The sequence below is a fragment of the Pseudoalteromonas sp. R86517 genome (assembly GCF_042466295.1).
GTDB classification, from domain to species: domain Bacteria; phylum Pseudomonadota; class Gammaproteobacteria; order Enterobacterales; family Alteromonadaceae; genus Pseudoalteromonas; species Pseudoalteromonas atlantica.
In genome coordinates this window covers 497908-510048 of record NZ_JAXHCB010000001.1, presented here as the reverse complement: position 1 = coordinate 510048, position 12141 = coordinate 497908, and the positions used below count along the sequence as shown (strand labels likewise).

The following is a 12141-nucleotide window of genomic DNA, read 5'->3' as shown; positions in this document are numbered from 1 at the left end:
GTTTTGTTTTGATGGTTGTATTAAAACAGCTGCAAGTGGCAACAAAGGGGAGCAAAAATGGCAAACCGCTGAGCAATTGTGGCAAAAAAATGGCAATTGCCTTTTTAAGCGTACATAACTGAAAAACTTCGATATAGTGCGTTTTAAAATAAATAAGGGTGAGTAGAATGAAAAAAATAGCCATCATTGAAGATGAAACCGCCATCCGCGAAAACTATATTGAAATGCTTAGCGCCCAAGGTTACCAGGTAAGTGGTTTTGCTGATCGCGTCAGCGCAGAGATTGCATTTAAAGACGCCCTACCCGATTTAGCCATTGTTGATATTGGTTTAGGCCACGAAATAGACGGCGGTTTTTTACTTTGCCAAACCTTGCGTACGCTTTCTAAAACACTGCCTATTATTTTTTTAACCGCCCGCGATAGCGAAATAGATACCGTGTGTGGCCTGCGTATGGGCGCCGATGACTACCTAACAAAAGATATTAGCTTAGCCCACTTGGCTGCCAGAATAGGCGCGCTATTTAGACGCATGGAAGCGCTTGAGCAACCCGCCGATGCCAATGCATTAATTACACGCGGCCAGTTAACGCTCGACACCCAGCGCATGCAAGTATTTTGGCAGCAGCAATTGGTTGATTTAACCGTGACCGAATTTTGGATGTTGCACTCACTTGCGCAGCGCCCAGGCCATGTAAAAAGCCGTAACGATTTAATGAGCGATGCAAAAATTTACGTAGACGACAGCACTATCACTTCGCATGTAAAACGCATTCGTAAAAAGTTTATCACCCTTGATAACAACTTTGACTGCATAGATACGGTGTACGGCATGGGCTACAGGTGGGAACAACGCTAATGTTACGATTTGGCCTGCGCAGTAAATTTATATTACTGTCGTGTTTTTTGTTTTTACTGCCTTGGCTAGGCTACGAGTACGTGTGGGAAATGGAAAAGTTTTTACGCCAAGGCCAAGAAAAAACCCTCGTAGGCACCACACGGGCGCTCGCCACCGCCCTGCATGAACGCCCAGCCCTTTTTGATGAGCAAACCAACTTTTTAGATCAGGTAGTAAAAGGGCGCGACTTATATGCGTACAATCTTAAAAATGCCATTCAACTCGATGGCAAACTGAGCGACTGGCAAAGCTATCAACCACTCTTTTGGCATTACGATAAACGCTATTTACAAAAAGCAGACAAGGAGCATAAAGCTGAGGATTTATCGTTTGATCATATGGTTGGAAAATTTGATAACTACTTATATGCCGTGTTTAAAGTAACTGACGATCACCTTGTATATCGTGCTAAAAATAGTTTAAGCATTACTAATAACGACCATTTAATAATTGGCCTAAAAAGCCCAGCCGGAGATTTTAATACGTACATTATTGCCCCACGCCAAGATGGCTGGGTAAATGCGTTTGATGCTAATACCAAAACACCGTTTACAAAAATTCAGGGCTATTTTATACGCACTGAATCGGGATATAACGTAGAGCTGCGCTTTCCTATAAATATGCTTGGTAACAAGCTAGGCTTTGCCGTGGTCGATATTGACACAAAAAAAGCGCCGCTCGATTTTAAAACAATGTCGACCTCTAATTTAAATAACCCAAGCGATTTAGGCTCGGTATTGGTGCCCTCACCAGAAATTAACCGAATTTTAAAAGGTATGGGTCACAGTGGTAGCCGTATTTGGGTGGTTGATAATCATCATCGTGTATTAGCGCAGTCGGGCACAATTCAAAATGCCGATGGCGTATGGGCCGACGGCCTTAAAAACCAGCCGCCTAAAAATGCCTGGCAACGCTTTGAGCAAACGTATTTGCACCCGCTTTATTATAAAATTTTAACTCGCCCAGAAAACGAATTTTTAGATACCCTGCACGATGTTGCCTCAATGCAGGGCACACATTTAGCTAAGGCACTGAAGGGGCAACCAGCGTCGTCTTGGCGATTAACGCCCGACAGTAAAGCCGTTATTTTATCGGCGGCTTACCCTATTTGGATAGAAGATAAAGTGATTGGCGCAGTAATCGCCGAGGAAACCACTAACGGTGTACGCACCCTGCGTAATAAATCGCTGGAAAAGCTTTTTAACGTTATTTTAGCGGTGATGCTAATTGGTACCGTTACGTTGTTCTTTTTTGCCTCGCGTATTTCGAGCCGTATTAGACGACTGCGCGACACCGCAGAGCAAGCTATTGATGCCCAGGGGCGCATTACCGGCAGTATTAATTACAGCGACTCAAACGATGAAATAGGCGACCTTTCACGAAGTTTTGCCAATATAGTTGGCCGCTTAGGCGGGTACACGAATTATTTAGAAAATATGTCATCGCGGTTATCTCATGAACTACGTACACCGGTGGCTGTGGTTCGCTCTTCTTTAGAAAACCTACAAAGCTTGGAGCAAAATGAGCTTAGCCAAAAATACCTAGAGCGAGCGAGTGAAGGGGTTGAGCGCTTAGGTAAAATAATAACCACCATGAGCGAAGCCACGCGCCTTGAACAAAGCATTCAAAGCAACGAGAGCGAGCCGTTTGATTTACAAAAAGTAATTAATGGCTGTATGCAAGGCTACCAGCTTACTTACCCAGAGCAGTTATTTGAGCTTGATGTATGCCTAAGCCCTTTACCTATGCAAGGTGCTCCCGAATTTATAGCTCAGCTACTTGATAAGCTTATTAATAATGCGCTGGAATTTAGTGAAGCAAATACAGCTATTAATGTAGGTCTTAAGCAAAGCGAAAATAAAGCAATATTAACAGTGAGTAATACAGGCCCCGCCCTGCCTGAAGGGCTAACTGAGCATATTTTTGATTCTATGGTGTCGGTGCGTAGCCAGCAGATGCAGCAGCAACCGCACTTAGGTTTAGGGCTTTATATTGTAAGGCTGGTGTGTGATTACCACAAAGGCAGTGTCACTGCGCAAAACAACGAGCGCGGTAATGGCGTGGTGTTTAAAGTAACCCTGCCTTTACAAAGCTAAGCTGTGCATAAAGTGGCGCCCTACTGAGTCGCCCTTATTTTTTGCACATCGATTACAATTTACTACAACTTAAAATGTAACTATTCACTTTTAATTCAGTCAAACGGCCATACCCTGAACGCTAATTAAGGAGAATAGATCATGAACAACCCACTTGAGCGTGAAGAGATCGAATTTATTTTTGATCTATACAGGCCCCAAGAGCAAGCACCTAGCTTGCCTTCAGAGCCTGCCACCTCTACATATAAAAACTTACGACAGCCAGAACAAGTTAAAAACGAAGGCGTGTCTGAATACCTCAGCTAGGGTATTGCCTATTGCGTTGCTTGCTCGTTTTGTAAAAATGCTTTGATGCAGTTTATTTCTGCCACTTTTACCTCTTCGCCTATTTCTGGGCCTTTTTTGCCATTTTTAAGTGCAGTTTGCACCACCTGTTTTTTATCCATTTTTTGTAATTCATTAAAAATTGCACGCAGCTTAGCCCCTTGCGGATAGGGCTTATTTACAAGTGTTTCTCCGCGCCCTTGCGCATCACATTGGCATGCTTGGGTAAACGCAATAAATCGCTCTGGGTGCACTAAAGCATTTAAATTAGTGACAATTAATTTATGAATCGTTTGTGGTCTTAATTGCTCCAGCGTATGACATAAGGTGTGATTATCACTGGTGAGTACGCCAATATCGCGAAAACGATTAGGCACTTTTAAACGCTCACAAAACTTTTCTACTACGGCTACCCCTTCGCGTTCATGGCCGCGTAAATTACCGCGTTTTTTAAAGCTCAGGGCCTTACCAAAATCATGAGTGAGTGCCGCAAACCGTGTTTCTAAATTAAAGTTTAAATCGGCAGCGCGCCTAAGTACCAACATAGTATGAACAAACACATCGCCTTCAGGGTGGTGGTTTGCAGGTTGCGGCACCCCTTGCATACTCTCTATTTCTGGGAAAATACCTAAGCCATGTAATGCTTGAAAATACAGTTCAGGGTGTTTTTCACCCAGCGCTTTTTCGGTTTCAAGCCATACGCGCTCGGGCACTAAATGATTAAGCTCACCTTTGTTTTTAAGCTCGCGCATTAATGCATAAGTACTTGGGTGGATACGCCATTCACTTCCGTATCGTGCTAAAAAACGGGCTATGCGTAATACCCTTACCGGGTCTTCTACAAAGGCTTCTGTGGTGTGGCGCAGTATTTTATTGTGTAAATCGCTTTGGCCATTAAAAGGGTCAATAACGGTGCCGTTTTCATCAAGTGCCATTGAGTTTATGGTTAAATCGCGCCGTGCTAAATCTTCTTCAAGGGTGACATTAGGGCTAGCATCTACCACAAAGCCGGTATAGCCTTTACCGCTTTTTCGCTCGGTGCGACCCAAGGCGTATTCTTCTTTTGTTTTTGGGTGTAAATAAACCGGAAAATCACTTCCTATAGGCACAAAACCAAGCGACTCCATAGTTTGGGGTGTTTCGCCTATAACAACATAGTCGTTATCTTTTGATGCTATATTAAGTAGCTGGTCGCGTACCGCGCCACCAACAAGGTAAACTTGCTTAAGGTTGTGTTTCACTGTTTATCCTAATCACACTGGGTGGTTATTTGATGTCGATCATACCATTAAAATAGCCATAGTTTGCCAAGCTTAAATAAGCTCATTACAATAGCGCTTTATTTTAAGCCATAGCCTTACATTCAATGAAAAATCATTCATCAAAAAAAGAACTTATGCTACTGCCTATATTACTTGTGGTTATTGTAATGTGTGTGGCGGGTCACTTTTTACTACAGGCTAACTTTCAAGATAGCAACATGGTTGAATACATGTTGGCAGCGCTGCCCTTTGCGATGTTTGGCCTAGTTATTGTGGCATTTAAAATGGCAGCTAAAAGCGAAGCCAATGAGCAAAGCGAGCAAGACTCTTAATTTTACTGTTAAAGAATATAATACCCAAACCAATCTGGTTTTATTGGTTGAGCATGCCCACTTGGCGTAAGCTTAATATTTAATTGGCTGTCGAGCAGGTCTATAGCAAAGCAGTCATCTACATCATGTAAATCATCTTTATGAATATGGCTAAGGCCTGCAAGCAAATCGCTTTTAGCGCGCTCCTTGGCCTCTGCAGCACTACTGGCAACATACAATGCAAAGTCGTGTTGCTCTGCCATAGAGTCGCTTCTGTAAGCGCCTAAATTAACAAAATACAGCTGCTTATTTTGCTCAACGTAGGTATCAACAACTTCTACTTTATAACCGTCGATATGGTTAATTGCCATGTAGCTGTCCATATGCACATTGTTTTTATCGCCCACCCATTGGCTTTTTAGCTTTGAATAAGTTTGCTCAATGCTTTGCCCTACGACAAAGCGAATATCGTGCATTTCTATGTGGCAGCCTTGAATTCGCCCGCCTAGATACACCATAAATAACTGCATTTAATAACCTTACTCTTAAATTACACTAAATTATCGACATCAATATTGTGTTTTTTTATTAACTTATAAAAATCCGAACGATTACGTTTGGCAAGCTTTGCGCCTTCGGCTACGTTACCGCCGGCCATTTTTAGGGTGTTTATTACATAATCGCGCTCAAACTCCTTTTTGGCATCATTTAGAGAAAGCGGCTCTGCACTGGCTTGGTTTGAGTTAAGTGCGTTTAACACTAAGTGTGCAGAAATTACCTCGCTGGCGCTCAATGCGACCACTTGCTCTACAACGTTTTGTAACTGGCGTATATTCCCAGGCCAGTCGTAACGTACTAGTGCATGCATGGCATCGTTTGCAAAGCGCTTTTCTTTTTGGTTCATACGTTTAGCAATACTTGCGCTAAAGTGCTGAGCGAGCAGGCTTATGTCTTCTCGGCGCTCACACAGCGGCGGTAATTTTAAATTAACAACATTTAGGCGGTAGTATAAATCTTCCCTAAATTGTTGATTGCTAATCGCATCGGGTAAATTTTTGTGAGTGGCCGATACAATGCGCACATCAATAGGAATCTCTTCTTGAAAGCCCACCGGGCGTATGGTTTTTTCTTGTAGTACACGCAGTAACTTAACTTGTAAATTAAGCGGCATATCGCCAATTTCATCTAAAAATAAGGTGCCGCCTTGAGCTTGCTGAAACAAACCTTGGTGATCTTTCACCGCCCCTGTAAATGCGCCTTTTTTATGGCCAAATAACTCTGACTCTAAAAGCTCCCCAGGCACTGCGCCACAGTTAATGGCCACAAAAGGTCCTTCGCTTACATGGCTGTGTTGATGAATCGCCTGAGCCAGCAGCTCCTTACCTGTGCCGCTGGCGCCTGAAATAAGTACATTTACTTGGGTTGGCCCCAGTAACTTTACTTGCTCAAGGAGGTGCAACATAGCGCCACTGCGCGTTACTATATTGCTTTTTTGGGGCGATTCTTCTGCGTTTACGCCATGTATTTCAATGGCTTTGGCTAGGCTGTCAAACAGCTCGTCTTTATCTACCGGTTTTGTAATAAACGCAAAAATACCTTGTTTTGTCGCCTCAACGGCATCGGGTATAGAGCCATGCGCTGTCATCATTATAACCGGCAGCGCTGGGTAGCGGCTTTGTAATTGGCGATGTAAGGCCATGCCGTCCATTTCGTCCATACGCAGATCTGTTATAACTGCATCAAACACTTGGTTTTTAAGAATTTGTAATGCAAGTATGCCGCTTTCGCAGGTTGTTACTTCATACCCTTTAGACTCGATTCTTAGCGCGAGTAATTTAAGTAAACTTGCATCGTCATCAACGAGTAATACTTTTGCACCTTGTGGTGTGTGTGTTGCCATAATTACTGCTCCTTAGTGTCTTCGCGTAGTAACAGCTGCTGCTCTATGGTGGCTAAAGACGATAACGTTTGCTGCATTTTGTCATTTAACGCCTGCTGCTCTTTTAGGGCATTTATTTGCCGAGTAACATGCTGCTTTTGAAGCCATAAATATTGTTTTATTGGCTCAGGCCAAAAGTAGGCTAAATCGAGTTTTTGTAATCGTGTCATTACCTCCTCTGGTGCACTTGAGGTGTTGACACACATGAATTTAAAAAAACGTTTTAGCTCTTTTTCACCTAAATAAGTATGTAGGCTTGGCTTTACTTTAAAACCGCCACATTGATTAGCATGCCATGCAACAACACGTTCTGCACTGGGGTAAACGGGGTCACTTTTAGGGCGCTTTTTAGGATTTGGCACCGTATTTTTTGCAGGCTCAACCTCCTGCGACACTGCTGCTGTTTGTGTGTTATTTGTTTCACACCCAGCTAAAACAACCGTACTACTGAGCACACATAAAATAGCTATTAAACGCGTACGCATGCTATAAAACTCCTTGATTAGTTAAAGGTATTTTTATTGTAAATAAGCAGCCTTGGGGCTGGTTATGCTCAACACTAAGCTGGCCTTGTAACTGCTCAACCGACTCTTTTACTATGGTTAAACCTAAGCCACTGCCTTGCAGCGTAACATCTTTATTATGCTTGCCTTGGTAAAATGCGCTGAATATCTGAGTTTTTTCTTGCTCTTTAATACCACAGCCTTCGTCGCGCACTTGCATTATTAATAGCTTTTGCTCAAGCGCTAAGGTTACATCAACACTTTGCCCTGTATTTGAAAATTTTAACGCATTAGAAATAAGCTGAATAAGGGTCATTTCTATCAGCTCTGCGGGTAATGCAAGTAGCTGTTTTGTTATGCTGTTGTGCCAATTTAAGCGTTGCTGCTTAGCCGTTAAGCGGTGCTCAAAATGGCTGTTTATTTTATTTATTAAATTGCCAAATTCGACTTCGCTAACGCTGTCTTTACTGGTTCTGATAGCGTTATAACTAAGTAGGCTGTCAATCATAGTACGCAGACGCACCATAGATTGGCTAATAAGCTCAAGTACGGCTTGCTGCTCTTTTGTAATGGGGCCGACTATTTCATCGCTCAGTAAATCGGTGCCCTCGACCATTGAAGCCAACGGCGTTTTAAGCTCGTGGGTTACATGGCGTAAAAAGGTATCTTTTTGTTGCTCAAGCATATGTAGCTGCTCTTGCACCCATTGTAGTTTTTCGCCTAATTCCACTAACTCACTTGAGCCTTGCACTGCAATTTTTTGCTGCCAGTGGCCTTGTCCTAGTTTATCTATTACCGACGTAAGCCCTTTTAAACGTTTACTTATGCGCCATAAAAAGCCCCCGCCAACTAGTAAAGTAAGCGGAATAAGCGCCACTAACCAGTTAATAAACGAGCTTTGTAAAGTACTTAATTCACTTTGATTGTTTTGAATTTGTGCTGCATTCGTATCGCGCAACCACACAGTAAGCTCAGCCACTAAATCGCTAATAGGCACAAACAATGCAGCATCTTGTTGGTTATTTTCAATTAAAGCTTGATGAGTGCTACGCAATGTTGTTGCTAAGCGACGCCACTGCATAGTGTATTGCTGTGTGGCACTGGCTTGGCTGAGCGTGTCGATTGTTTGTAAGGAGGATTGCCATTTTTCGTTTATTAACGTGTCGAGCGACTCGCTTTTTAACACCCAGTTTTGTCGCGTTGCCCGCTCTAGGCTATTAAGCTCTTGCTTTAAAAAATTAAACGGCTTAGTAACTTGGTAATTATTACTGACAATAAGCTGAGTAACTGCGAGCTGTTTGTTTAACGCATTTAAAAAAACAATAACCACCAAACTAAGCGGCAGTAACGACAGCAGCATACTAATTATAAACTGACCTATTAAGTTAGGCCGCCAATTAAGCATTGCACGATACTTTTTAGCCAACGTTACAGGCATTATCATTTCCTTTTATTATTTTAAGCGCCCTATTTTAGTTACTTACCTTATACTCTCGCTGAATCAACTTCTATATTTAACCCAATATATGCACTTGTTGCTATTTAGCAACACACTAAGCTATTGATAACTCTGTTAACTACTAATAGTACGTACCGCCTGTTGCAAAAATAACACACATTTAAGTAAAAAATTCCGACCAGCGCCCCATAAGCAATTTAACTCATTGATTTTAAACACCTATTTAAATTGGCACTATTTTTGTAATAGTGAGAGCAACTTTAATCAATAAGGAAATTAAATGAACAACCGCTTTTTAGTAATTTTACCCATGCTGGCTTTTGGGTTTATGGGCACAGATGCAATAGCTATGGACGTTCAAGCTACATTTAATGAGCTAGATAAAGACAGTAACGGCACACTTAGCGAATCAGAAGCGGGGGAAGATGCCGTACTACACGAAAACTTTTCACAAATAGACACTAACCAAGATGGCCAGTTGTCGCTAAGTGAATTCAAAAAGTTTATTCAGTAAATTCATTTAATTAGGGAACATGATTATGAAACAACTTATCGCAGCATTTGCATTAATGTTTTTAGCCATTAGCGCCACGGCTTTAGCCTCTTCTGTCAACATTCGCTTTGCTCATTTAGACAAAGATATGGATGGAGCGGTATCGCTTGCAGAAGCCAAACAAGATAAAGAAGTAATGAGGCAATTTGCCGATTTAGACGAAAACCAAGACAAAAAAATTTCTAAAGAAGAGTTTCAAAATTTTAAACCTTAATTGTGATTAAGCGCTTTAATAACAAACTCAATAGTAACGATGTTTAAATCTTTTTCTCTGGCTAGAAATTTTAAGCAGTTAGCGCTAAACGGGCTGCTTAAAATAGATTTATTATCCACAGCTGAAGTTAATTAAGTTTTACTTAAGCTTTTACCTAGTAAGGTAGGTTTCAAAAGCATTTGCCATAATCCCTGAGGGAATGTGTAAACGGATTTAATGTTGGGAAGTTAAATTATGGCAAGTGCTTTTTTTATTAATCTACAAACACTGTATGTTGGAAGGAAAACCATGAAGTGTGTTTTTTTTAGTGTTATCGCTATTACTATGATCAGCTTTAATGCTGTTGCGTTAGATGTTAAACAACGTTTTGATCACCTTGATGCCAATAAAAGCGGCTTCTTAACAGAAGACGAATTAGAGCCACAGCCTCAGCTACTCAGCACCTTTACTCGCTGGGATAAAAACCAAGACAAACAAATCTCGCTTCTTGAGTTTAAAGACTATTTAACCAATAACCTTTACTGAGTATAAGTATGAAGACTGTAAGCTATTTAGCGCTTGTTGCGCTGGGCCTTTTTAGCGATGTAAGCCTTGGCCAAAGTACAGAAGTTGCCGATAAATTTGAAAAGTTTGACCGTAATCACGATGGCTTTTTAACCCGTTCAGAAACCGCCATTGACCCCGCCCTTTGGTCGCGTTTTTCAAGTTATGATAAAGATAAAGACGGCAGACTTACCCTTTCGGAATATGGCATATACGCCAGTAAGTAACTTTTTTTTATAAGCGTAAGCGCTAAATTTTTAACAGCCCTTACGCTTTTAAGCTATCTACCTCAACATATTGGTATTCTAAAAGTGAGTTTGCTAGTGTTATTTTACTAACAATAAAAAATAACCAACTTATGCAACTCAAAAAACTATTTAACCCACTACTGCTTGCCGGCTTATTTGTAAGCAGCACTGCGATTGCGCAAACGCAGGTCATTTACAACGCTAATGGTTACACTCCCTTATACCAAGGTGGTATTCAAACGTTTTCTACTTTAGTGATTAAAAACGGTAAAGTTGTTAAAACTGGAGATGATACGCTTAAAAACACTTTTCCTGATGCCACACTTATTGATGCCAAAGGTAATACGTTACTGCCAGGGTTGATTGACGCTCACGGGCATGTAATTGGCCTTGGCGATAACTTATCGCAACTTGATGTCCGCGGCGCTAAATCGGTCGATGAAATAACCACAAAGTTAGAGCAATTTGCAAAAAATAAACAAGGCTGGATATTAGGGCGAGGCTGGAACCAAGAGCTGTGGAGCGACACGCGCTTTCCTACCGCCAAAGACTTAGACAAAGTAGTCAATGACCGTCCAGTGGTACTTTCGCGCGTTGACAGCCATGCAATTTGGGTTAACAGCAAAGCCTTAGAGCTGGCCGGTATTACCGCAGCAACTCAAGCCCCTGACGGCGGCGAAATTATTAAAGATGAATTTGGGAATCCAACTGGTATTTTTGTTGATAAGGCCGAGTCGTTAATTACCCAGCATATGAGCGCCCCTTCAAAACAAGCTATAAGCGACTCGTTAGATGCCGCAGGCGCGCACTTATTAAGCTTAGGCATTACCTCTACTCACGATGCCGGTATCGATAAAACCACCTGGGAAGTTTACAAAGAGCGCAGCGAGCAAGGTAATTTGCCACTAAGAATTGTCGCTATGCTAAGTGCTGCTAGCCCAGATTTAAAGCACATGCTTAAGGCAGGGCGCTATCAAGATGCAGCATCGTTTATGTCTATCCGCAGTGTAAAAGTATATGCCGATGGTGCATTAGGCTCGCGCGGGGCTGCGCTAATTGATGACTACGCAGATAGAAAAAACCACCACGGTCTGATGCTAGAAACCCAAGCCAAGCTTGAAGAATTATTTACTTTAAGCTTCAAAAATGGCTTTAGCGCCAACACTCATGCAATTGGTGATAAGGCAAATAAAGTGGTACTTGATGCGTATCAAAACGTGTTTAAGCAAACGGGCGGTATGTTACTGCGTAACCGCATTGAACACGCGCAAATAGTCACCCCTGATGACATTCCACGCTTTAAAGCTCTTAAAATCATTCCATCTATGCAGCCTGTGCATGTCACCTCAGATATGCATATGGCTCAGCAGCGCTTAACCGATAACCAATTACAAGGTGCATATGCATGGCAAACATTTTTAAAGCAAGGCTCTGTAATTGCAGCAGGCTCTGACTACCCAGTAGAGCTGGCAAACCCTTTTGATGGCTTGTATTCAGCCATTACCCGTATGGATCATAATATGCTGCCTGAGAACGGCTGGCGCGCAAGCGAAGTGCTAAGCCGCGAACAAGCCCTAAGAGCGTTTACCCTCAGCGGCGCGTATGCAGCTCACCAAGAGTTTAAAATAGGCAGCTTAGAAAACGGAAAATGGGCAGACTTTATCTTAATAGACAAAGACTACTTTAAAGCCCCTGTCGATGAGATTTATAAAACACAGGTTTTACAGACTTGGGTAGCTGGAGAATTACGCTTTAAAAAAGAATAGCTTATAAAGCATACAAACTTAAAAATA

At 42.0% G+C, this 12141-nt stretch carries 14 protein-coding genes; 9 read left to right on the top strand and 5 right to left on the bottom strand.

Going from position 1 to position 12141, the window contains the following annotated elements:
- Positions 1 to 167: 167 nt before the first annotated feature.
- The 3 genes from pdsR to SJY38_RS02245 all read left to right on the top strand — a co-directional run bounded on the left by pdsR (position 168) and on the right by SJY38_RS02245 (position 3298).
- Positions 168 to 857, top strand: a complete 690-nt coding sequence (pdsR, locus tag SJY38_RS02255) for a proteobacterial dedicated sortase system response regulator (protein ID WP_377109240.1) — start codon at positions 168 to 170, stop codon at positions 855 to 857.
- Positions 857 to 2992 (top strand): proteobacterial dedicated sortase system histidine kinase, encoded by a 2136-nt coding sequence (gene pdsS / locus SJY38_RS02250; protein WP_377109239.1) that lies wholly within the window; start codon positions 857 to 859, stop codon positions 2990 to 2992. The genes pdsR and pdsS overlap by 1 nt, the downstream gene beginning before the upstream one ends.
- A gap of 141 nt (positions 2993 to 3133) precedes the next feature.
- Positions 3134 to 3298: a hypothetical protein gene (locus SJY38_RS02245; RefSeq protein ID WP_024033174.1), complete on the top strand. Its 165-nt coding sequence runs from the start codon at positions 3134 to 3136 to the stop codon at positions 3296 to 3298.
- Between the two features lie 8 nt (positions 3299 to 3306).
- Here SJY38_RS02245 and SJY38_RS02240 read toward each other — a convergent pair whose 3' ends face one another.
- Positions 3307 to 4557, bottom strand: a complete 1251-nt coding sequence (locus SJY38_RS02240) for a multifunctional CCA addition/repair protein (RefSeq protein WP_377109238.1) — start codon at positions 4555 to 4557, stop codon at positions 3307 to 3309.
- A 125-nt stretch (positions 4558 to 4682) separates the two neighbouring features.
- On the opposite strand from SJY38_RS02240, the gene SJY38_RS02235 reads away from it, so the two are divergent.
- Positions 4683 to 4910: a hypothetical protein gene (locus SJY38_RS02235; RefSeq protein ID WP_004586108.1), complete on the top strand. Its 228-nt coding sequence runs from the start codon at positions 4683 to 4685 to the stop codon at positions 4908 to 4910.
- Between the two features lie 8 nt (positions 4911 to 4918).
- Here the strand turns inward: SJY38_RS02235 and SJY38_RS02230 are convergent, their stop codons facing one another.
- From SJY38_RS02230 to SJY38_RS02215, 4 genes are read right to left on the bottom strand one after another with little or no spacing between them, the layout of a single operon-like run.
- Positions 4919 to 5419: a DUF1543 domain-containing protein gene (locus SJY38_RS02230; protein WP_064385316.1), complete on the bottom strand. Its 501-nt coding sequence runs from the start codon at positions 5417 to 5419 to the stop codon at positions 4919 to 4921.
- A gap of 20 nt (positions 5420 to 5439) precedes the next feature.
- Positions 5440 to 6789, bottom strand: coding sequence for a sigma 54-interacting transcriptional regulator (locus SJY38_RS02225; RefSeq protein ID WP_004586106.1), 1350 nt, complete (start codon positions 6787 to 6789; stop codon positions 5440 to 5442).
- 2 nt (positions 6790 to 6791) lie between these two features.
- Positions 6792 to 7313 carry a hypothetical protein gene (locus SJY38_RS02220; protein ID WP_024033179.1) on the bottom strand — a complete coding sequence of 174 codons (522 nt, stop codon included), beginning with the start codon at positions 7311 to 7313 and terminating at the stop codon, positions 6792 to 6794.
- 1 nt (position 7314) lies between these two features.
- Positions 7315 to 8769 (bottom strand): ATP-binding protein, encoded by a 1455-nt coding sequence (locus tag SJY38_RS02215; protein ID WP_377109237.1) that lies wholly within the window; start codon positions 8767 to 8769, stop codon positions 7315 to 7317.
- Between the two features lie 301 nt (positions 8770 to 9070).
- Between SJY38_RS02215 and SJY38_RS02210 the strand changes: the two genes are divergently transcribed.
- The 5 genes from SJY38_RS02210 to SJY38_RS02190 all read left to right on the top strand — a co-directional run bounded on the left by SJY38_RS02210 (position 9071) and on the right by SJY38_RS02190 (position 12114).
- Positions 9071 to 9304 carry a calcium dependent protein gene (locus SJY38_RS02210; RefSeq protein ID WP_004586103.1) on the top strand — a complete coding sequence of 78 codons (234 nt, stop codon included), beginning with the start codon at positions 9071 to 9073 and terminating at the stop codon, positions 9302 to 9304.
- Between the two features lie 25 nt (positions 9305 to 9329).
- On the top strand, positions 9330 to 9557 hold the full coding sequence (locus SJY38_RS02205; RefSeq protein ID WP_004586102.1) for a hypothetical protein: 228 nt from the start codon (positions 9330 to 9332) through the stop codon (positions 9555 to 9557).
- A gap of 288 nt (positions 9558 to 9845) precedes the next feature.
- Positions 9846 to 10082, top strand: coding sequence for a calcium dependent protein (locus tag SJY38_RS02200; protein ID WP_024033183.1), 237 nt, complete (start codon positions 9846 to 9848; stop codon positions 10080 to 10082).
- Positions 10083 to 10090: 8 nt separating this feature from the next.
- On the top strand, positions 10091 to 10327 hold the full coding sequence (locus SJY38_RS02195) for a calcium-binding protein (RefSeq protein ID WP_004586100.1): 237 nt from the start codon (positions 10091 to 10093) through the stop codon (positions 10325 to 10327).
- 131 nt (positions 10328 to 10458) lie between these two features.
- Positions 10459 to 12114 (top strand): amidohydrolase, encoded by a 1656-nt coding sequence (locus tag SJY38_RS02190; RefSeq protein WP_377109236.1) that lies wholly within the window; start codon positions 10459 to 10461, stop codon positions 12112 to 12114.
- Positions 12115 to 12141: the final 27 nt, after the last annotated feature.